The sequence below is a fragment of the Eionea flava genome (assembly GCF_055393785.1).
This window is the reverse complement of record NZ_AP036018.1, coordinates 604639-628188: the sequence shown is the minus strand read 5'-3', so window position 1 is coordinate 628188 and position 23550 is coordinate 604639. Positions and strand designations below refer to the sequence as shown.

Sequence of the window (23550 nt, the reverse complement as noted above, 5' to 3'; positions counted from 1 at the left end):
TTTTTAAATAAGCATAATTAAGTGACAAGTTTACAGTAATAAGCGCCTGACGTCAGCAATCACACTATTCAAATAGGTGAAAAACCGCCCTGCATCACCACCATTAATCGCGCGATGATCATAAGACAAACATAGCGGTAGCATATTGCGTGGAACAAACTCGCTACCATTCCATTTTGGCTTAATTTCAGCTTTAGACACACCTAAGATAGCCACTTCTGGCGCATTTACGATAGGCGTAAATCCTTGCCCACCCATTGCACCTAGGCTAGATATAGTAAAGCAACCGCCCTGCATATCTTTAGGCCCTAACTTACCGTTACGCGCCTTATCAATAATTTCCATAAATTCAGCCGCGAGTTCCCATAAACCTTTTTTATCAACATCACGAATCACCGGCACGACAAGACCCACGGGCGAGTCGACGGCAATACCGATATTCACATATTTTTTCTGCACAATATGTTCACCATCATGATGCATGGACACATTAAAGCTCGGCTCAGCGACTAAGGCTGCGGCACAAGCCTTCAGCAAGAAAGGTAATGGGGTTAGTTTCACACCGCGTTTTTCCGCTTCGGCTTTTAAGCCCTTACGGAAGTCTTCGAGATCGGTGATATCAGCATCATCAAATTGGGTAACATGAGGAATGTTCAACCAGTTGCGCTGCATATTCGCCGCAGTGAGCTTTTTGATTTTGCTCATAGGTAACATCTCGATGTCACCAAATTGAGAGAAATCGACAGCCGGGATCGCTGGAATACCTGCACCCGTTGCAGCTCCCGATGCGGCGGCTGGAGAAGCTTTTTCTCCCGTCATCACTTGTTTAACGTAATGCTTTACATCATCTTTAGTGACACGCTTGCGCTCACCCGAACCAGACACTTGTGTCAAATCGATCGCCATTTCACGCGCAAGTTTGCGTACTGCTGGGCCCGCATAAACATCTGCAGAACGGCTAGCATTAACAATAGCGGCTTCGTTTAGCTGAGTAGGAGGTGTGGATTGAGTCGATGGCTGTGAGACTGGAGAGGCTGATGGTGTACTAGGCGTCGAGGTTGACGTATTTTGTGCAGGCGCTGTTGGAGCAGCAGCGGCCGATGCTTTAACACGCATCACGACTAAATCGCCACCCGCAACGGTTTTATCCCCTTGCTTAATTTTGATAGCAACGACAGTACCCGATGTTGGCGAAGGTACTTCCATAGAGGCTTTATCCGTTTCGAGCACGACTAGAGAATCACCCTCGGCGACCTCATCACCTTCGCTCACACAAATTTCAATGACTTCAGCATCTTCTGCACCTTCAGGTACAGGAATCACTTCTTCAGCGCTTGGGGCACTGGCAGCCTGAGGCGCTGGCGCCGCAGATGACTGAGACGGAGCAACATCGCCCGCACCAACAACCGCTAAAGTAAGAATGGGATTACCCTCTACGGTTTTATCACCTTGCTTAATCGTGATGCTCACCACTTTACCCGCTTGGGGCGCAGGCACTTCCATTGACGCTTTATCGGTTTCTAAGACGATCAGTGAATCACCTTCTTCAACCTCGTCACCTTCGGTAACGCATAGTTCGATCACTTCAGCACCTTCGGCACCTTCAGGAACAGACACTATAACGTCGCTAGATGATGCAGGTGATGGAGCCGGCTTTTCTTCAGCCGAATCTTGAACTGGCGCCACTTCAACAGCAGCTTCACCAGCAATATCAACATCAATAAGCGCATCACCTTCAGCAATTTTATCGCCCACACTGACATGTAAACCTACTACTTGCCCTTCAACAGGGCACGGGATATCCATAGAGGCTTTATCAGTTTCAAGCACAACAATGGCTTGCTCTTTTTCTACGCTGTCACCGACGGCAACAGAAATTTCGATGACTTCGACACCATCAGCGCCGCCAATATCAGGAACAGAAACGGTTTGTTTGGTCACTGTTATTTTCTCCTCGCTGTAATCATTATAGTTATACGCTCATTGGGTTAGCTTTATCAGCATCAAGACCAAAATCGTTAATCGCTTTGGTCACCACGCTCGCTTTAATACTGCCTTCGTCGGCCAACGATTTCAGTGCGGCAACAACAATATAATAACGATTAACTTCAAAGAAGCGACGTAGCTGTTCGCGGCTATCGCTACGACCAAATCCATCAGTACCCAATACAGTCAATGATGCAGGGATAAAGTCACGAAGCTGCTCGAAATGCATTTTCATATAATCTGTCGCGGCGACAACGGGACCTTTCGCATCCGCTAATTGCTGCGTGATATAAGGTACTTTAGCATCTGCTTCAGGATGCATGAGATTATAACGATTAGCTTCTTGTCCATCACGAGCCAGTTCGTTCACGCTCGTCACGCTCCACACATCAGCTTCAACTTTAAAGTCATCGCGTAAAATATCAGCTGCAGCTTCAACCTCACGCAAAATAGTACCCGAGCCCATCAACTGCACGCGGTTCTTTTTCTTACTCGCGCCTTTTTGCAACGGATAGATACCTTTGATGATACCTTCTTCTACACCTTCTGGCATTTCAGGGTGTTGGTAATTTTCATTCATGGTGGTGATGTAGTAGAAACAGTTTTCTTTATCACCGTACATACGTTGCATGCCGTCTTGAATGATGATGGCTAACTCATAGTTGTACGTAGGATCATAAGATTTACAGTTTGGAATAGTATTCGCCATAATCAAACTATGGCCATCTTCGTGCTGTAAACCTTCGCCATTCAATGTAGTGCGGCCTGCCGTTGCACCAATCATAAAGCCACGCGCTTGCATATCACCGGCTAACCAAGCCAGATCACCAATGCGCTGAAAACCAAACATTGAATAGTAGATATAGAAAGGAATCGTCGATACACCATTGGTACTATAAGACGTTGCTGCGGCAATCCACGATGACATAGCGCCTGCTTCGTTAATTCCTTCTTCAAGGATCTGACCTTTTTCGTCCTCTTTATAGAACATAATTTGCTCTGAGTCATGAGGAACATATTTTTGGCCCGCAGCCGCATAAATACCAACTTGGCGGAACATACCTTCCATACCAAAAGTACGCGCTTCGTCAGGCACAATAGGCACAACGCGCTTGCCCATTTTCTTATCTTTCACTAGGGTCGATAAAATACGAACAAATGACATAGTGGTCGAAATCTGACGCTCGCCCGTGCCTGTCAATTGTGATTTAAAAGCATCCAAGCCGGGCACTTCTAGCACTTCCACATCATTACGACGCGCGGGAAGATAGCCACCTAACTTTTTACGCTGTTCGTGCAAGTAAACCATCTCAGGGCTGTCAGCCGCTGGACGATAGTAAGGTAGTTCTTTTAGCTCTTCATCAGAGAACGGGAGATCAAAACGGTCGCGGAACTGCTTTAAACTCTCGGCATCGAGTTTTTTCACGGAGTGCGTTTCATTAATCGCCTCACCCGCTTCACCCATGCCATAGCCTTTAACTGTCTGCGCTAAAATCACGGTTGGCTGGCCTTTATGGGCAACTGCTTCCGCATAAGCCGCATACACTTTGTCGGCTGAGTTGCCGCCACGGTTTAATTGGTAAATTTCTTCATCGCTCATATCGCTGACTAATTCTAGCAACTCTGGATACTTACCAAAGAAGTGCTCACGGGTATAGGCTCCACCGTGAGCTTTACAGGCTTGTAGTTCACCATCAACAACTTCGTTCATACGCTGCAGGAGTAAACCACTGGTATCTTTTTCAAGTAGGCGATCCCAACCAGCACCCCAAAGTACTTTAATGACATTCCAACCGGCACCACGGAATACACCTTCTAGCTCTTGTACGATTTTGCCATTACCACGCACTGGGCCATCTAAACGCTGCAGGTTACAGTTAATAACAAAGGTTAAATTATCAAGATGTTCACGAGCCGCTAAAGAAATAGCGCCTAATGTTTCAGGTTCGTCACATTCACCGTCACCTAAAAAGGCCCACACTTGTCGTGCTCTATTTTCTTCCACTAAATCACGTGCAGTTAGATAGCGCATAAAGCGTGCTTGGTAGATCGCCGTAATTGGCCCTAGCCCCATCGATACGGTAGGGAACTGCCAATAATCAGGCATTAACCATGGGTGGGGATAAGAAGATAAACCTTTGCCATCAACTTCGCGACGGAAGTTATCGAGATGCTCATCGGTGAGTCGACCTTCAAGATAAGAGCGCGCATACATACCCGGCGAACTGTGGCCTTGATAGTACACCAAGTCACCCAAGCGGCCATTGCCATCGGCATGAAAAAAGTATTGGAAGCCTATTTCATAAAGTACAGCGGCTGACTGATAAGACGCTATGTGCCCACCAAGTCCGTCGTCATTACTATTCGCTTTCATCACCATTGCCATGGCATTCCAACGAATTAACGAGCGAATACGGCGATCCATATCTGGATTACCCGGCACTTTGGCTTCGTTTTCTTTGGCAATAGTATTTACATAGGGTGTGCGAATCAGGGAGGGAACATCTACACCTTCACTGCCCGCTTTCTCACTGAGCTGTTGAAGGATTTCGGAAGCACGTTGTTTTCCGGCATGCTTAACCAGTGATGACAGCGCATCTAACCATTCTTGGGATTCAATATCGTGTGGCATTTCTTCTCCTCAATAATAAGCAAGAATCGCTTATTGATGTTTATGGCATATTTATAGTGATAACTTCAAAGAAATAACGCTATAACCGTCTTATCTCATAACCAACGTGTAAGTGCTTGAATCAGCATCATATTGATCTCACTTTTGTGGTGTATCACTTCGTTGGTACGAGCCATAGAGTGAACCATCAAACTAAATCGCGCTAACTACGATTTAACCGTGAGATATCACGTTAAAATTTTGTAGTAATCTTACACGATCGCATCTATCAATTCAATCTGACACCTAAAACGTCCGAAGCAAAAGGGCTAAAACTACAATAAAGGGGCGTGTTTTTGCAAAAAAACCGTATTTTTCTTGCGAATCGCCACTAGAAAGCACCATAAACTGACACAAAAATGTAGTTAAACTACAAAAAAACACTGCAAGATTACATAAAACAGAAAACACAGTAGCCGCTGACAAAAGATTCGCCGCCATCTCCTTTCGACAAGCCTTATCTCAAGTACACCATAGTATAGAAGTAAATAGGTATTTTGATAGCGAACTGCCCGCTCAGCTTTTGTAACGGTTATGCAACAACCTCCTCTTTAGGCATATACATCATTGCGCGCTGATGAATAAGGCACCTCTTTTAGAGATTCTACTTTAGGGCAAGTATCATCAGGGGTAGCGATAATAGCGCTGCGAGGGCTGAGTCGTTATATCACTATCTTCAGAAGAGCGATCGGCCACAAACCACAGATGCTGCTTCGAATTAAGCATGACCTGCTGATAATAGGCTCGTAATTGTTGCGGATTGATGTCATTAATACGATCAGCCAAAACGGAGAAATAATCAAAACCGGACTGACCTCTCAAAATATCTTGCCAATACTGTCCTGCCTTAGCAGACAAGGTCTGCGGCGTCTCCAATAATTTGGTTCTGACCGAACGCTTAAAACCTGAGAGATCATCGGGGATAAGTGCTATCGACTCTTGTAAAAAGCGGTTAATCGCTTGTTGTATATCGGCCTTAGCGGTTGAAGGAGACTGCACAACAAAGAACGAGCCGGGCACCTCTTTTATTGTCATACTGGTTAAAAACACAATATAGCCCAACTGCTGTTCGGTACGCAGAGACGAATAAAAATCTGACTCTAATACTTGGCGAAGCAATACCATTTTTGCTTGATCATCTAGGCTATCGGTTGCGCCTTGCACATATAAACCTACCGCCGTATCACCATGATCGACCCCTACACTAACGGTGGGTACGACAGATGACGCAGAAGCAGAGAGCGATGGTATAGCTAATACTGTGGCCTCGGGCAGTGGCATTTCACCCGCCAATAACCATTCGATCAATGTACGTTTAAAGACATCGACAGCCGGAGCATTAAGGTTACCGTAAGCCAAAGCATTGATCTCTGCGCCGTTTAGCCACGACGCCGCAAAGCGATGTAAGTCTTCTCGTGTAATGCTGGTTAGCGCCTGGCTGATTTCCGCATCGGCGTAATAAGGGGAAAAGACACTCACCGGTAACTGTCCAAACAACTGCTTATACGGTGTCTGTTTTTTTGAGTTACTCAATGCACGCTGCAATTCGGCTTTCAACTGATCAAAACGATCTTGCGGTATTTGGGGCTTTTGCAATTGCGCTGAAATCATTCTCAGCAGTAATGGCATTTTATCGTTATAGCCACGCAAGCTTAGATCAAAACCACGACTATTAGGCGATAAAGAATAAGACAAACCCGCCAGTGACGCAGGATAACTATTTTCGTTGAGTTGATCGTTAATTATATCTATCAACAACTGATTCATAGCGGCGTTACGCACCGAAGACGCAGCCAAAGGTGATTGCAAACGCGCAAACACATGGGCTTTTGGTACACCAAAAGACGCATCATGCTGCAACCATAATGCAGACTTACCCGCTAAAGAAACTTTTTTAGGCACGGCATGCTCACTAGCCACACCGTCGGCAAATAACGCAATATTGCTCGGCACAAAAAGGTTAGGCTTAGGTAATTGATAGCGAGCCGTGATGTCATCAGCAAGCACAACCAGATCGGCCGATAATGTTCGTGTTGCGTAGGGTGCTTGATATTTCTCTGTCACTTTCTCTGCGGTAATACCGGGGAATACGGTACTGACAAACACATTATCCGGCGTCATTAACGATAGCTGTTCACGAATAAGGGCTTCATCAAATCGAGAATAACGGTAAGGCGCACTCATGATCCGTTCGATAGGGTATTCGTGCATACTGTCGGCCAATTGACTCACCGTATTAATAGCACGCCCTTTTTCACGATATTGAAAAGCAATCTCAGCAAGCTGTTGCTCCTCTTTATATCGCCATGCATTAATGCCCTCTTGTTCGATTTTCCGTAAAGCATAAAAAATCAGCGCGCGAATGTCGTCACGATGTTTAACGCCTGCCTCAGTTAAATTAATGCGAATTGAAAAAGTAGCGTTACCACCACCCGCTTCTCCACCACCGGCACCCAAACCTTCGGCCCACCCTTGTGCCTTAAGAATGGATAAAACACTGCCTTCTCCTTCGTGCCCTAGCAAAGAACCTATATAACTTAACGGCTTTTCACGGTAATACGCTTTTACCGACGGAATAGGAAATACCATGGTCATATGACGCGTTTCTTGCACCGGCTCTATCATGACCTCAAACGGCAAACGGGCTGAATCAAATAAAGGGACGATACGCTCGCTGGTATCAACTTCACGCAGAGGAATCTGCTGAAAACGGTCAACCACCATCCGTTGTAAATCTGCGATCGACTCTTTACCCAGCACTACCAATGCCATCTGACTGGATGAATAATGGCGATTATAAAACTCGATCAAGTCATCTCGCACATTATCATCAGGACGATTAGCCAGCGTCTCCAAACTACCTACGCTAAATTTAGCGTAAGGATGTTTAGGGTTAATTTGCTGGCGATAAACATCGTAACCTCGACGAAAATCATCCTTAATTTTTGCCTGATACTCGGAATGCACCGCATTGCGCTCGCGATCGACATAAACCGCATCAAACAACGGGGCGATAAAAAATTGCGCAAAGCGATCTAGTGCAGGCTCTAGCTGTTGCGCATCAATATCAAAAAAGTAATTGGTATGCTGAGCACTAGTGTAGGCATTATGACTCCCTGCATTATTATCGATAAACGCCTGATAATCTGCTGCATCGGGATATTTTTGAGTACCTAAAAATAACATGTGTTCCAAAAAATGTGCGAGCCCTTCACGATCGGCAGGGTCATCAGCACTTCCAACATGTACGTCTAATGAGGCGGCCGCTTTGTCTGCTTCTGGGTCAGAAATCAGTAACACGCGCAACTGATTGTCTAACTCAAGATAGTGGTATTGCCTATCGTCAACCTGACTTTTTTCTATCGTAACTGACGAATAAGCATCAACACTTATGGCTGATACTAATAGGAAAAAATAGAAAGAAATAAAATTAAGACGAAAGGTACTGATGCGCATAGACGCGGATATCCTTTAAATATTCGTTATTAGAAACTGATAATACTGATACTGACAAGCAGTTAGCGCCACTATACGCTAGCGGAAATTAACCAAGACTTAAGCAATCCCCTTCGTCATACCGAACTTGATTCGATATCCCCATAATACAAACGTTTGCTAGATTCCGATTTTCACCGGAATGACTTTCTCAGAGATTCCTCAAGAAGCCTCTGAATCACTTATGGATGATGTTTCAAGAACGCTTTCTAGCCGTTCGTCATTAATATCATCATTTTGATACTCGTAATTATCCACCGATTGTGGCGAAGGCCATGCGTTAATCACTGCTTTTACCAGCGTTGCAAGGGGTATCGCGAAAAAGACGCCCCAAAACCCCCAGAGACCGCCAAAGACCAAAACTGACAGAATGATTGCTACTGGGTGCAACTTCACCGCTTCAGAGAACAGCAATGGTACTAACACGTTGCCATCTAAGCCTTGAATCACAAAATAGACAATGGTGAGATAAAGCAGTTCATATCCCCACCCCCATTGAAAGAAGCCAATTAACAGCACTGGAATTGTCACCAAAACTGCGCCCACATAAGGGATAACAACCGATAGACCAACGGCTAAAGCCAATAGTATTGCGTAATTCAACCCGAGTATTGAGAAACTAATATAAGAAACAACGCCAACCACCAGAATTTCGATAACCTTACCACGCACATAATTAGCAATTTGAAGATTCATTTCTGCAAAAATTTTATTCATGACCGGCCGTTCTTTCGGCAGTAATGACCCTACCCAGACCAACATTGATCGACTATCTTTTAAGAAGAAAAACACAAGCAGCGGTACCAACACCATATACAATAAGCCGGTTAATAAGACAGGAAGATTCGCTACCGAAAAAGAGACGACAACCTGTCCAAACGAGGCAAGGCGAGTACTCGCGTGGCTAATCAACTGCTCAACTTGAGTTTCGGTAATAAATGTCGGATAGGCCTCCGGCAAATGTAATAGTAAATCCCGCCCCTGAGTCACCATGCGAGGTAACTCTCTAGATAAAGCAATCGCCTGTTCCCACAAAGCGGGAATAATAAACACAAGCGCTAACACCATAGCTCCCACTAAAAATAACAATGCCAACGTGACGGTCACGCCATGAGGGAGCCCCCGAGCTTTCAATGAGGTCACCATCCCCTGCATTAAAAACGCAATAATAATCGCCGCTAATACGGGGCCTAATACATCACCAAGACTCCAAATAACAACGAAAGATAAGGTGAGCAAAACCACAACCAATACGGCTTCTTCATTATGAAAGTAGCGGTCAATCCAAGTACGGATAATAGGAATCATAGGGTGACGGTCTCTTTAAATTGTCTGGGCAGGTACTGTTAATAAAATACTGAGCGCTAAGGGTGATTATGCCTTTTGAATGATGTATTGAAAGTAAGTGTCGTGTTCGACAAATTCAACCATACGATGTTCAGTTAACGTAATAAAAGAATGAAAATCCCTGACGGAACCTGCATCCGTAGTCAATACGCGTATCAACTCACCAGATACCACTTGATGCAACCCTTGCTTGGCTTTTAGTAAGGGTAAAGGGCAAGATAAACCCTTTGCATCAATCGTTTTTGCAATTATCATAAAATACTGACTGAACTCATCAGCCTCTGTTGAGTCTTACATCAAGGGTTATGAACTGACTTTGCGGCGGTCTAGCGCACGCCTCTGTATTCGCTAACTAGCATAACAAATACGCCATCCCTTAGGAGCATTAGTATCAAATTCTTTTTACGCCTATTAGTAAACCTTCGATGCAATCGCAAAATAAACGGTGCAAAAAAGTATTGGCAGCTCTGTATAGTGCCCCCTCTACTTATATTAACAACATTCATTTTAATTTCGCCCTATAGCGCTGCAATTGAACTCGTACCGGGGGACAAAGACAACAACTCAGGGCAAACTATTTACGATAATACGCCCGGCGGAAACAGCAATCCCGTTGCTTTGCCCAGTATTGGACGCCTGAGCCAAGCAGTAACCGCTGAAGAGCAGCGTATCGGTCAGGCATGGCTCAAACAATATCGGCGTCAAGTAGCAACATCATCAGACCCCATTGTGATTGCTTATCTAGAATCGTTGTTAGCGATGCTCGCCTCCCACAGCGATATTTATAATCAATCGCTATCCTTAGTCGTGGCAAAAAACAATACTCTCAATGCTTTTGCCGTGCCCGGCGGAGTCATTGGTATTCATACCGGCTTATTATCTTACGCTAAAACAGAACAACAACTGGCATCGGTTATCAGCCACGAACTTGCTCATCTCAGCCAACGCCACTACGCACGTAGTGTAGAAAAACAAAAGGGACAGTCTGCTGCGGTCATCGCGGGTTTATTAGCCGGTATTATTCTTGCCGCGACCACTGAAGGAGACGCCGGCGCAGCCGCGATTTCTGCAACCCAGGCTTACGCAATTGATCAACAACTCAGCTTTAGCCGTAGCTTTGAACGTGAGGCCGACCGTATTGGTATGGGCATTCTGGCACGTGCAGGTATGAGCCCACATGCAACCGCAGAAATTTTTGAGGAAATGGATAAGCTGACGCGTTTTTCATCAAAGCCGCCAGAATTTTTATTAACACACCCTCTGACGACCAACCGCCAAATTGATGCTATTAATCTTGCACGCCAATACCCTAAAGTGGTGATCCCCGACAATATCAACTACCAATTTGTACGTGCTCGCGCGCTACTAGAAACATCAGAATCGCCCCAACAAGCATTACAACGCTTTAAAGATGAATTATCAGGATTCGATACATCGGTAGAAGGTAATCGCTACGGACTCGCCTTGGCATTGGCCGAGAATAGAGAATTTGACCGCGCGCAAGTGATTATTGACGAGTTGCGTAAGAAATATCCAGACAATCTTATTTTGAAAATAGCCGACATTAACCTTCTCGCCAAAAGCCAATCATTTACTCCTGCAATTGAAAGCATACAAGCACTGATACAGGAGCACCCCAACTATTACCCTTTACCATTCTTTTTGAGCGAGTTATATCGCCAGAACAACAATTTGCTATCTGCCATTGACGTACTATCTGCATTAAGTGAGCGTCGGCCAGAAGACCCTTCCGTTTGGTATGAACTGGCTGAAATATCGGGTTTGGCCAACAAGTTATCATTGCTCAACAAGGCACGGGCAGAATATTTTATTTTGCACGCTAATTTTGATAATGCCGAACAGCAATTAAAGGCATTAGAAGAAAGGGAACCGGCAGACTCTGACATGGCTATCTATGCCAAAGAACGCCTTCAAGAATTAGAAACCATTCGCTCTCGTTCAGTGCTGTGATACCACGTCTCTAGTTCTTTAGCGGGCATAGGGCGAGCAATATGAAAGCCTTGCGCTTGCTCACAACCCATATCTGCCAACCGCTCCATTAGGCGTTTTGTTTCTACACCTTCAGCCACCACCCACAAACCTAAATTGTGTGCCATATGAATAGTAGAGCTCACAATCACTTGATCTTGTTCGTTTTCCATCATATTAATGATAAAGCTGTAATCAATTTTCAAACGTCTAACCGGTAGGCGCTTAAGGTAGGCCAATGAAGAATATCCCGTGCCAAAATCATCGATAGATAATTCAATACCCATTTGATTAAGTTCTTTGAGCACTAAGAGCGTTTTCTCCATATTTTTCATAATAGTGCTTTCAGTAATTTCCAACTCTAAGCACGACGCAGGCACATCATGTAATTCTAGTAACTGGCGTACCGTCTGACAAAAATTGTCCTGTAATAAATTACGCGCTGATACATTAACAGCCACTGATAGTGTAATACCCTGCTCTTGCCATTCTTTTATTTGACGTAAACTTTCGTTAAGTACCCAGCACGTCATATCGTTGATAAGGTCTGTCATTTCAGCAATAGGTACAAAGTCTGCGGGGGAAATAAAACCCATAGTTGGATGCACCCAGCGCGATAGCGCCTCGACACCCACAATACTATTATCCAATAGCGATATTTTTGGTTGAAAGTACAAGGTTAAATCGCTACCACGTATAGCTTTACCCAGCTCGCTCATCAATGACAAGCGCTTAGGTGAATGCGGATCTCGCTCGGGGTCGTAGAAAGCGATACCCGACATATCTTCTTTCGCACAATACATAGCGACATCGGCGTAACGTAATAAGGTTGAAAAGTCATCCGCTTGATCGGGATAAAGTGCAACGCCCACGCTCGCTCGAATTTCAACTTCTGTATCACCCACGTAAAAATACTGGCGAATGCAGGACAATAATAGACGCCCTATTTCATCGACATCTGCTACGTTTTTAACCTCAGGCAACATAATGGCAAATTCATCACCACCTAAGCGAGCAATCGCCGATGGCGTTTCGCTAAGTACTTGCTGTAACCGCGGACCAATCTCTTGAATAATTTTATCGCCAACGCTGTGGCCTAAGGTATCGTTAACATCTTTAAAACTATCAAGATCGATAATCATAAAAACGAGCTTGTCATCCGGATGCATGGTGTCGATGGCATGATCAACCGTTTGTTGTAACAAACTTCGATTAGGCAAACCGGTAAGTAAATCATGTGTATTTTGATATTCTAATTTTTCGATATATTCGCGACGCTCAGTAATATCTTGCGTCACCCCCCAAATACCCACCAAACAGTTATCTTCCACGATACCTTGGACCGACAGTTTAATGTGACGAGATTGACCTTCTGAATTTAAAAGCACCGTTTCTTTGTTGTCGATATGAAACCGCCGATCAACAAATTCATCAACGGATAGTAAGGTATCTTTTATAGGAATATCTAAAAATGCTAGGCCATCTAGACTAGTGGTTTCATCAATGCCATAGAGAGTACAAAACACATGGTTATAATCTCCCATCATGGACTGATGATTGACCGCCTCAATCAATGTATCTCGATGAGACGAAAAAGTATTTTCACTGGGAATTGCTATAGGCTGAATAATATCAATGCGCCAAATAGCATCGCGACTGCTTTGAATAAAGGCTTGATAATTGGCTTGGCTTTTCGCCAAACTCAGTTGATGCTGTTTAAGTTCAGTAATATCGTCTAGCGTAAAAACGACGCCATTGAAACCGTGACTGGGGTTTTCTACCGCTATTTTGTCAGTTTGAAACCAACGCTCTTGACCGTTTATGACAACCTTTTCGACTAATTCCGTCACGGAACTACCCGTACGTGCCACACTGAGAATTTCTTGATGAGCATTAATGGGGCTATCCCAGTCACGCAAGACCTCTAATGCCGTTTTACCCGCAAGATAAGGGTCATCGAGTAGACGTTTGGCCATTTCATTCGCTGAACGCACGCGCCCCCACTGATCTAAGTACAGTACAGCCGTACGTAACGTATCAAATAGGAAGCGACTGTAAAACTCATCAGAATTACCGCCTCGCATTTCAGGAGTATTCAATACATCACTCCGATTATGCACACTATAACGCCGCTCACTCTTCCCCACACCTTTCATCATTTTCCTATATCAATAGTGATAAAGACCCGCTAAATTCTTCAGAAACACCGAATTTTTTGTTAATTGGCCTATTTATTTAACCGCAACGGTTTCTCAACTGCATACTATTTAATTGGTCGATATAAAATTAAGGATAGTCAAGCAATGAGGAATTAACAAAGAAATGATAGAAAAATTGGCAAAGGTTTTTATGATAAAAACCCCTTAAAAATAGGTGGGATATAATAAAGTGTTGTTAATAACAAACACTCAACTAGTAGTGCGGAGGGGGCTGAGAGTCTGGCTGACCTGATTCCGCTACCGTGTCGCTTATTTCTTCTAATCGCTGCTCCCAGCGCAGTAACTGGGCAATCAGAGAACGTATGGTTTTATCCTGATCGGCGATCGTTTGGTCGAGTTGCTGCAGCGTATCTTCCTGAAAAGCTAAGCGCGTCTGCAGCTCTTCTACATCCTTCTGCAATTGCTCACAATTAGTCTTATCTAGCATTCAAGTTACCTGTTTTTCTTATGTCTGTTGGGTGGAAATGAGTACAAATAATAGTAGTCATTACTTTACGATGAAGGAAGCTCTGCACCACACTTACGGCAATAATGAGCATCGCTTTCATGACCCGTGGAATGACAGTTTTGACAAACATGTTGTGTCCGTTGGCGTTGCATTTCTTGAGCAATTTCGGCAGTAAATATGCCGGTAGGCACGGCAATAATTGAGTAGCCTGTTAACATCACCAAAGTCGCAATCACCTGCCCTATAATCGTATGCGGGGTAATATCCCCATAACCAACCGTGGTAATGGTCACAATTGTCCAATACACACTGCGCGGGATACTGGTAAAACCGTTGCTGGGGCCTTCAACCACAAACATTAATGAACCAAAGATCACGGCAAGAATAAGTACAAAGGAAAAAAAGACGAAGATTTTTCGACGAGACATAAACATAGCGCGCGCCAAAAGGTTAGCTTCGCTAATATAACGCATGAGCTTTAAGACACGAAAAACCCTTAATACTCTTAGTAGGCGAATAATCAGTAAATAACCGATATCTGCATAGAACAAGCCCAGATACGTCGGCAAAATAGAGAGCAGATCAACAATACCGTAAAAACTACGTATATACCCCAACGGTTTTGGCGACACATAAATACGTACCGCATATTCAATAGTAAACGCTATCGTGAATACCCATTCCAGCATTTTCAAGTGATGCCCATAAGGTGCAGCCACATGATTAACTGAGTCGAGAAGAACGATCACGACACTGCACAGAATCATCGCAATCAATACAACATCAAAGCGTTTACCTGCCGGTGTATCTGTACCAAAAATAACGGTATATACACGTTCTTTGCAGCGTTGATGGCGACTCATTGAGGAACTCGTCATATTGCTTGTCTTAATGTCACGTTGATGATTAATAGGAGATTCTTGCACCAAAAGTGCATACCATTAATAGGTAGGAAGTATCAAAGAGAGGTATTGTAACGGATCATTCCCCCTGTGGGTACAAACGCTATTTTGACTATGAAAAAACGATAGAACTAACACTTAGCGCCATCACCTCAGTGATCATGGCATCTTTAAAGTAATAATTTTATAATCCAAACGTTCACCTGCCATAGCGACATTAAATTTTATGACAAAAAATAGCCGACTTGTTTATTCAACCGAAACTGGCCGCCATAAAAGCGACGACGACAACAGCACTCAAATATCCACCTCCGATGACGGTATCGTGCGTATCCACCGCGAGACCAAAGGCCGCAAAGGCAATGGCGTCAGTCTTATTAAAGGGCTTGGACTTGAAGAAAAGCCATTAAAAACTGTGGCAAAAACACTCAAGCAAAAAATGGGCGTGGGCGGTAGTGCCAAAAATGGCGTGATAGAAATACAAAGTGATCAACGCGACAAGCTAAAAACACTACTAGAAACTATGGGTTACACGGTTAAATTAGCCGGCTCGTAGACGATGTAATCCATGACCCCAATCTGGATAAATATAAATAACACGGATTAAGTCCCTCGTCATACCGGGCTTGATCCGGTATCTCTATAATATAAGCGCTTACTAGATTCCGGCTTTCACCGGAATGACTTATTCAGAGTTTCTATAACCTTACTGTGTTGGCCTATATTTACATTTATATTTTTGCTAAAAAGAGTTTAGCTTGAAGGTAAGGTAAGACAACTCATAACGAATAACTACTCTTCCCTTCGACGACAAAAACTGCGATCTCCGTCAATGACTGCGGCCACGCTTTAGCCTCTCCGACAATAATACCCACCCATTCTGGCCTACTATTTGCTCTACTTCTACAGAGCACCCATATTATAGGGTTAAACGACAATTTTCTGACTACACCCTGTCTATTTATGGCGGGGCACTGCTGACTTAAGATGTAGGGGCACAATTATGGACACACAGGTTTTATGGCAACTTTTCGACACTTCCGCCAAAATTGGTATTGGCGCACTGGTCAGTGTGATCTTTATGATGATTATACTGAATAGGCGCCAATCCTCTCAAAAAATCACTCATCACCCAGACCAACGGCGATTGATGATACTGGAAGGAATTTCAACGGATGTGGGTAATTTAAGCCATGTATTTGCCAAATATTCGGCATTGGTTATTGAGTCTATTCATCACGGCAGTCACTGGCCGGATGCACGTAAAAAAGAATTGGAGATTGTGAATCACGAGCTCGTACGTGAATTTAAAAAATTATCAGATGCAGAATCTAAACTGTTAATGCTAGGAGAGAAAGCACTAGAAAAAACATTACGTTTATACGCTGCCAAAATCGCCAATTTTAGACGACAAGTGTATGTAGGAAGAACGGATATTAAAGATGAAACCATTGTCGCGATGAAGAAAGATATTAATTTATTACGCGAACAATTTTACGAGTTCTTAAGCAAAAAATATGACCGCCTGCTTACCGCTAGTACTGCCACACGCTAATGCTGAATCGTTATTTTTGAACCATCCTATAATAAAATATACAGACATAAAAAAAGCGTCAAGTGACGCTTTTTTTATGTCTGAGACCAGTCGATTCGATTAATTACCGTAACTCATCAAACGCTGATAGCGTTTTTCTAACAACTCATCAATCGGCTGTACCATAAGTTCATCAACTTGAGCAATCAATCGCTCTTGTAAGCTCAGAGACATCGCGTCTATATCACGATGCGCGCCACCCAGTGGTTCAAGAATAGTCTCATCTACAATACCGAGTTCTTCAAGTACCGTCGAGGTTACCCCCATGGCTTCTGCAGCAAGCGGCGCTTTTTCGACGGTTTTCCAAATGATATTGGCACAACCTTCGGGAGAAATAACAAAATACGTTGAATACTGCAGCATATTAAGTTGATCGCCTACACCAATAGCTAATGCACCACCCGAAGATCCTTCACCAATTACGGTACAAATAATGGGGGTGCGCAAGCGTGACATTACCGCTAAGTTTTGTGCAATAGCCTCACTAATACCACGCTCTTCACTATCAATTCCAGGGTATGCCCCCGGGGTGTCAATGAGTGTGAGCACAGGCATTTTGAAACGCTCCGCCATTTCCATCAGACGTAAGGCTTTACGGTAGCCTTCAGGCTTAGGCATACCAAAATTACGCTTTACTTTATCGTTAACACTGCGGCCTTTTTCTTCACCAATCACCATCACCGGCTTACCGTCTAAACGTGCCACACCGCCCACAATCGCATGATCGTCACCAAAATGGCGATCACCGTGTAGCTCATCCCAATCGGTAAAAATACGCTGAATATAATCAGTTGAATAAGGCCGCTGAGGATGGCGAGCTACTTTCACAACATCCCAAGCACTTAAATTAGAGTAAATATTTTCAGTCAGCTTGGTACTTTTATCGCGCAGTTTGGCAATTTCTTCGGTGATATTGAGGTCGTTGTCGTTACCGACAAGTTGCAACTCTTCGATTTTGCCTTCAAGTTCGGCAATAGGTTGTTCAAAATCGAGGTAATTTGGATTCATGGTAAATATGTTATTCGCTCTGTCGTTGGTAAAAGACAATGTGGATACGGTTTTAAACTCCCATAGTGCTATAACAATAATGGGGTTAAAAATTAATATGCGTAAGATACGCTAAAGCATGCGCAGAGTCGAGTCGGATAGCTGTTTTTGAGGCCGTTGTATTGAGTCTACGCTGAGGGAACATTTAGCGGATAAACAGCCGTTTGCTGATATCCCGTGTGCACCGTGATCAAACCTGCCCACGCACTATCAAGATCTGCACTACCGCTATCCATCAATAATGGTCGATGTGATAGCTCTGATAATTTGCTCGGCGTAATTAAAACAACAGTATTTGGCTTAGTCACACGCTGTAAAACTTGAGCGGTAATCTGTTGATTACCACGTCCAATAACATGCCCTTGCCCACCAATCGCCGTAACCAACAACTGTACTGGGTGATAAGGGTACTGCTCTAGTAACGCTTCCAGCTCTGGGCCGGTCACATCCATTGCAATAACCTCGCGCCCCAACACCACATCAACACCGAGCAAGGTATTAGGGAGCTGCAACTCATCCATAATTGCCTTGGGGGTTGTCCCACAACCGATGATATACAGTGTTTCACTATCCATATCATCAACAATACCTGCCGCAATTTCTCGCTGAATTTCATCTTCGTTTTGTCGACCGGTATTTTTAACTTGCTGAACATAGCGTTGGTCGTTGGGTACACGCAATTCACCGTAGTAGCGAGAATTGAGTTTGCCGGCTCGCAATGCCTCTTCATCAATATCACGCACCTCTTGAACTCCTGTAGAGACCACATCATTATCGATCAACAAATGAAGTACCTCTGCAGCCGCCTGAGGAGAAACGGCGTATACCCCTGAATGCATTTTCACACCAGCGGGGATACCTAACACCAATGGCTCTTGATGATGGCTCGCTTGGCAAGCATTAACTACATTGCGTGCCGTACCATCACCACCGGCAAATAATAAGAGATCAATACCGGTATTGATCAATTGGCTGACTAGCCGCTCAGTATCTTCTGCCGTTGTTCGCGGATGGGTTAATTCACCCACAACCTCAACGGCCAAGCCTTGTTCACGCAGTAGGTTTTCGCCCATTATTGAAGGTGCTGACAACCAACGAACGGCCTGTTTTTTATCGGCTAATTGCTTCAATGTTACGGCAACACGCTGCGATGATAAGCACTGTCCACCGGCTGACAATACGCTATCAATATCGAGGTAATCACTCCCTTTTAACGCCATCGGCCCGCCGATACCCGCATAAGGATTAATTAATAAGCCAACCGTTAACATAATAAACCTCTCATTATTCACTCACGAATCACTCAATAGGGCTAGCCACGCATTGATCGCAGAGCCTGATGAACCGCAGGAAGTATCACTGCCTTCGCTATCAGGATAATAAAAATGTGAATACTCTCGCCTGACAGGATACGTTTTACGTAAGTGATCAAAGTGCTGCGCCACAGTCGCTTGTGTATCACTACCAACACCACGACTCCAAGCCCTCAAGCGCGCATCATCATCCACAATAGGGTAAGCCGCTAAGAGTAGTTGATTGAGCGCCTCCTGAGACGATGGCTGACTTATCGCATCCATTCCCGCAATATCGAGTAACGACGTTTTTTCGGTATTAACCACTGTCGATACCTCTATAGGGGGCACTATTTTTAAATGGTCGCAAAGGGCGTTATATATCATTACCGTGCCCTGCTCCTTACCCTCTAGGCTGTGCCCAGCAATATGGGGAGTGGCAATATCTACACGCGCCATCAGTTCGGGCAATATATTCGGTTCATTTTCCCAGACATCTAGTGCGACACGCAGCGTATTATCTGCCGTCGACAACTTAGCGAGTAATGCTTGGTTATTAATCACTGCACCGCGCCCTGCGCTAATTAATAAGGTATTGGGACGGAGTTGCTCCAACTCGCGTTGGCCAATCATGTGATAGGTCGGAAATGCACCGTCGGTCGTTAATGGTGCGTGGCAGGTAATAATATCGGATTGCAAAACCTCATCCAGAGAAGTGAGATCCGCATTATTTTCATGTGATAAAAAAGGATCGTACACACGGCAAGATACACCCAGAGCGGTTAACCGTCGATGTACTCGCCCACCGACATTACCACAACCAATAATGCCAACGGTTGCATTAATCCAGTGGGGTGTTAGTTGCGCCATCGCACTCAATACATATTGCACAACAGCATTGGCATTACAGGCCGGTGCATTAGCCCAAGCGATATTTTTTTGCTGCAGATAATCAAGATCAACATGGTCTGTACCAATGGTACAGGTGCCAACGAATACCACAGGCGTGTTGTCCAGTAGTGTTTTATCAACATTAACCGTTGAGCGAGTGACTAATACATCAATGTCGCTCAATTGTGATGACGTTATCTCTCGACCCGAATAAGTCGCCGTCTCTCCTAAAGAAGAAAACAACTCATCGAATAAACGTATTTGGCTATCGCCTAAAATTTTCATAACACGTGATACGGATTAGATTAATCGTCGGGCTAGTCGGCAGAAAATATTAATGTGAGACCTTTGCACGAAAACCATTTCGCTCTCATGCGGCGTTTACCCCACAAGGGGGTACCGAGGAAAAATGTACTCAATCGGTCATTTATCATGCATAAACTCCCTCTCTCCGTGTACAGGTCTCAATGTAAAAAACGCTGATAACACAGGTTATCGGTTTCTTCGGTAAATTGGTAATTTAATTGTTCCAAATGCTCAGAAAACTCATGGGTATCACCCTCGGGTACTTCTATGCCTGCCAGCACGTTACCTATTGCCGCTCCTTGGTTACGATAGTGAAACAAACTAATATTCCACTTAGCGCCTAAGGTTTCCAAAAAGCGTAATAATGCACCGGGATATTCTGGAAAATCAAAACGAAATAACCTTTCTTGAATCACAGTCCCAGGTTTACCTCCCACCATATAGCGAACATGTAATTTGGCTAATTCATTATCCGATATATCATTAAAACCATAACCACATTCAGTCAGATGTGCGGTGAGTTGTTGCAACTCTTGATCGCCATTACGTAAACCGACGCCAACAAAAATTTCTGCGGCCTTATCATGCGTATAACGGTAATTAAACTCCGTAATAGGCCGACCACTTAATGCCTTACAAAAGGCTTTAAAGCTGCCCTTTTCTTCCGGTAAAGTAACCGCCAAAAGGGCCTCATTCTTTTGCCCTAGGGCAGTGCGCTCAGCAACATAACGTAAGGTATTAAAATTCAAATTAGCACCGGATAATACACCGGCCAATGTAAGTCCCTTGGCATTATTGGTCTCACACCATTTTTTCATACCTGCAAGTGCCAGTGCCCCTGAAGGCTCTGAGATAGCACGCATCGATACAAAAATATCTTGCATCGCCGCACAGATCGCATCGCTGGAAACCGTCACAACACCATCACAATGCTGGGACGCAACACGAAAAGTTTCTTGCCCAATACGTTTAACCGCCACGCCATCAGCAAAGCTACCCACATAATCTAAATCAACAGGTTTACCGGCCTCCATTGCCGCTGCAAAACAAGCACTATCTTCAGCTTCTACCGCAATCACTTTAATTTTAGGGTTCAGCGTTTTGATATAAACCGACATGCCAGCCATTAAACCACCACCGCCGACAGGCACAAATACCACATCAAGATTTGGCACCTGCTCTAATAACTCACGCGCTACCGTACCTTGACCAACAATAACGGCTTCATCGTCAAAAGGAGGAACAAAAACAGCACCTTCTTTTTCAGCTAAATCGAGTGCATAGGCGTTTGCTGCATCAAAATTATTACCATGAATAATCACCTCGCCACCAAACCCTTTCACCGCATCAATTTTAATTTGCGGTGTAGTACTTGGCATAACAATACGGGCGCCATGCCCTAAGTGGGTCGCACTATATGCCAACCCCTGAGCATGATTACCGGCCGATGCCGTAACCACTTGCGAGCCTTTAGGCAATGCTTGCAACTTATTAAAAGCACCGCGTAATTTAAAAGAATAGACCGGCTGCTGATCTTCACGCTTGAGCCACATCTTACAATTATATTTTTTTTCGACCTGTGTAATCGGTGTCACAGCACTCACCACCGCTAACGGGGTCATATTGGCTTTTTTTATGGCTTTCACATACTGCTCTGGAGATAACCCCGTATCGGAGACTTTACGTGAAAATTTTTTGAGAAGTGCTTGTATCATAGGGCTCTCTATGTTGATTAGACGCTGCCTTAAAAATAGGAATCAAGGCCTTGTCTTACGTGCATTCAATACTAAATTTTTAAGTGGCATAAAAGCAAAAAACCCTCGGACTTTTCAGTACGAGGGTTAATTAGCAGCATTAGCTTAGTGCAACTAACTTACCCCGCAGCGATAATAATCGCCGCGGTGATAATAATGTTTTTTGGGTTAGTTACTGTATTCATAAGCGCATTGTAGTGGGAAAACGCCTAGATGACAAATACCGATAACGCTAGGGCAACCCATTATCAATACATGGCTATTCTGCATGACGGAGAAATGAAAATACCCCAAAGCTCAAAGACACTATATACACTCTACCCGTTCTTACGTAATGCACTCGGCGTTAAACCCAAGTTTTTTTTACAAATCATCGTAAAATGCGCATGAGAAGAAAAGCCAAATTTAAGCGCTATAGTGCTTAGGTCATCATGGCTATAGCGTAAATAATGCCGAGCATACGCTAAACGCTTGTGAATAATATAATCAAATGGTGACACGCCCACACTGGTTTTAAATACGCGAGAAAAATGCCCTGCAGACATCGCCACAAGGTTAGCCATGCTAATAACCGATAGCGCTTGATCAATATTGGCATCAATAAAATCATCCAGCAAACGTAATTGTTGCGATGTCAGGCGGCGCGAGCGTGTACCAGTGTTTACATCTAACTGTTGCACAATATCATCAACCAACTGCTCGACTTGTAACCCCTGTATAGGTTGATGACTCATAAGCTGGTAACGCAAATCACGTGCTAAGCGAATGGTTTTTGGTGCGACTATTTGGCTGATCGGTTGTGGATGATCAATATCGGCCAATAGTTCAGCCCCCACGGATAACTTAAGGTATTCGCCACCATGAGATGATTCGGAATACACATCACAACCCGCAGGTGTAAACGCAAACGAATGGGCTTGCCGATAAAAGTCTTGGCGCTTATCGGAAGCAAAAGCATGTACACCAACCTGCGCATCAAAAGCAAAGCCAATACTAGGAGAGTCGGGTGTATAGGTCGCTGAATAAGCATTGCAAGGCAATAATTCTAGGCCAGCACGCCTTATGGGCTCACTGCGTGCTGAGATGGAAGGAATAGCAATCATAGATCTATCTATATGCCATATTTTTTATACTTGCAACTGTATTTTTTAACACTAATTATAAGAACCACCAAGCAGGCATCAAGAAAAGCAATTCTCGGCAGCAGGGAAGCTGCCGCGAAGCGTATAGGGATATATTAACAGCGGATTGATTTTCTTGATGCCTGCTTGGTGCTTTATTCTAAAACAAAGGAAAATAGTCATCATATTGATAGCATATTAACTATAGGAACCTCTGATTAACCTCGAATGACTTATGCGTGAGTCTACAATGCGCTTAGACCAGGCGAGCCTCGCCACTAATGGCCGTAGTCCTTAGTAAGACCTTAGTAAGAGGCTCAACGCAGTATAAGCGCATTGTAGCCACGCCCTACGGGGCCCACAGGCGTGACCGATATCTGTGTTGCCACTTTTGCTAAGGTCTAGACATTAGCTGCAAGTGCCGCCTTGATCTCGGCCACGCCTGTGGGACAAAAGTTATCCGAGGTTAATCAGAGGTTCCTATAGGA

The 23550-nt window shown here is 44.2% G+C and carries 16 protein-coding genes; 3 read left to right on the top strand and 13 right to left on the bottom strand.

From position 1 onward, the window contains the following. Positions 1-30: 30 nt before the first annotated feature. From aceF to ACZ5O6_RS02840, 5 genes are all read right to left on the bottom strand, one after another. The gene (gene aceF / locus ACZ5O6_RS02860) at positions 31-1941 is read right to left on the bottom strand and encodes a dihydrolipoyllysine-residue acetyltransferase (protein ID WP_447092058.1); all 1911 of its coding nucleotides are present in this window, start codon (positions 1939-1941) and stop codon (positions 31-33) included. 31 nt (positions 1942-1972) lie between these two features. Then, positions 1973-4618: a pyruvate dehydrogenase (acetyl-transferring), homodimeric type gene (gene aceE, locus ACZ5O6_RS02855; protein ID WP_447092059.1), complete on the bottom strand. Its 2646-nt coding sequence runs from the start codon at positions 4616-4618 to the stop codon at positions 1973-1975. Positions 4619-5281: 663 nt separating this feature from the next. Continuing rightward, positions 5282-8113, bottom strand: a complete 2832-nt coding sequence (locus tag ACZ5O6_RS02850; RefSeq protein ID WP_447092060.1) for an insulinase family protein — start codon at positions 8111-8113, stop codon at positions 5282-5284. Positions 8114-8314: 201 nt separating this feature from the next. Continuing rightward, positions 8315-9460, bottom strand: coding sequence for an AI-2E family transporter (locus ACZ5O6_RS02845; protein WP_447092061.1), 1146 nt, complete (start codon positions 9458-9460; stop codon positions 8315-8317). Positions 9461-9526: 66 nt separating this feature from the next. Further along, entirely contained in the window at positions 9527-9754 is a 228-nt protein-coding gene (locus ACZ5O6_RS02840; protein WP_447092062.1) for a sulfurtransferase TusA family protein, read from the bottom strand. Between the two features lie 219 nt (positions 9755-9973). Between ACZ5O6_RS02840 and ACZ5O6_RS02835 the strand changes: the two genes are divergently transcribed. Next, positions 9974-11470 carry a M48 family metalloprotease gene (locus tag ACZ5O6_RS02835; protein ID WP_447092063.1) on the top strand — a complete coding sequence of 499 codons (1497 nt, stop codon included), beginning with the start codon at positions 9974-9976 and terminating at the stop codon, positions 11468-11470. Here the strand turns inward: ACZ5O6_RS02835 and ACZ5O6_RS02830 are convergent. The 3 genes from ACZ5O6_RS02830 to ACZ5O6_RS02820 form a co-directional block, all read right to left on the bottom strand. Beyond that, entirely contained in the window at positions 11431-13647 is a 2217-nt protein-coding gene (locus ACZ5O6_RS02830; protein ID WP_447092064.1) for a sensor domain-containing protein, read from the bottom strand. The genes ACZ5O6_RS02835 and ACZ5O6_RS02830 overlap by 40 nt on opposite strands. A gap of 253 nt (positions 13648-13900) precedes the next feature. Then, positions 13901-14134 carry a SlyX family protein gene (locus tag ACZ5O6_RS02825; protein ID WP_447092065.1) on the bottom strand — a complete coding sequence of 78 codons (234 nt, stop codon included), beginning with the start codon at positions 14132-14134 and terminating at the stop codon, positions 13901-13903. Between the two features lie 65 nt (positions 14135-14199). Then, a complete protein-coding gene (locus tag ACZ5O6_RS02820) occupies positions 14200-15033 on the bottom strand; it encodes an ion transporter (RefSeq protein ID WP_447092066.1) in 834 nt (277 codons plus the stop codon). A 250-nt stretch (positions 15034-15283) separates the two neighbouring features. Between ACZ5O6_RS02820 and ACZ5O6_RS02815 the strand changes: the two genes are divergently transcribed. Continuing rightward, the gene (locus tag ACZ5O6_RS02815) at positions 15284-15613 is read left to right on the top strand and encodes an SUI1 family translation initiation factor (protein WP_447092067.1); all 330 of its coding nucleotides are present in this window, start codon (positions 15284-15286) and stop codon (positions 15611-15613) included. A gap of 447 nt (positions 15614-16060) precedes the next feature. Continuing rightward, entirely contained in the window at positions 16061-16612 is a 552-nt protein-coding gene (locus ACZ5O6_RS02810) for an energy transducer TonB (protein WP_447092068.1), read from the top strand. Between the two features lie 99 nt (positions 16613-16711). Here ACZ5O6_RS02810 and accA read toward each other — a convergent pair whose 3' ends face one another. From accA to ACZ5O6_RS02785, 5 genes are all read right to left on the bottom strand, one after another. Further along, a complete protein-coding gene (accA, locus tag ACZ5O6_RS02805; RefSeq protein ID WP_447092069.1) occupies positions 16712-17659 on the bottom strand; it encodes an acetyl-CoA carboxylase carboxyl transferase subunit alpha in 948 nt (315 codons plus the stop codon). Positions 17660-17826: 167 nt separating this feature from the next. Continuing rightward, positions 17827-18969 carry an ATP-NAD kinase family protein gene (locus tag ACZ5O6_RS02800; RefSeq protein ID WP_447092070.1) on the bottom strand — a complete coding sequence of 381 codons (1143 nt, stop codon included), beginning with the start codon at positions 18967-18969 and terminating at the stop codon, positions 17827-17829. Positions 18970-18990: 21 nt separating this feature from the next. Beyond that, on the bottom strand, positions 18991-20166 hold the full coding sequence (locus ACZ5O6_RS02795) for a 4-phosphoerythronate dehydrogenase (protein WP_447092071.1): 1176 nt from the start codon (positions 20164-20166) through the stop codon (positions 18991-18993). A gap of 179 nt (positions 20167-20345) precedes the next feature. After that, a complete protein-coding gene (gene ilvA / locus ACZ5O6_RS02790; RefSeq protein ID WP_447092072.1) occupies positions 20346-21902 on the bottom strand; it encodes a threonine ammonia-lyase, biosynthetic in 1557 nt (518 codons plus the stop codon). Positions 21903-22258: 356 nt separating this feature from the next. Then, complete coding sequence (locus ACZ5O6_RS02785) at positions 22259-23044, bottom strand: helix-turn-helix domain-containing protein (protein WP_447092073.1); 786 nt, start codon at positions 23042-23044, stop codon at positions 22259-22261. Between the last annotated feature and the right edge of the window lie 506 nt (positions 23045-23550).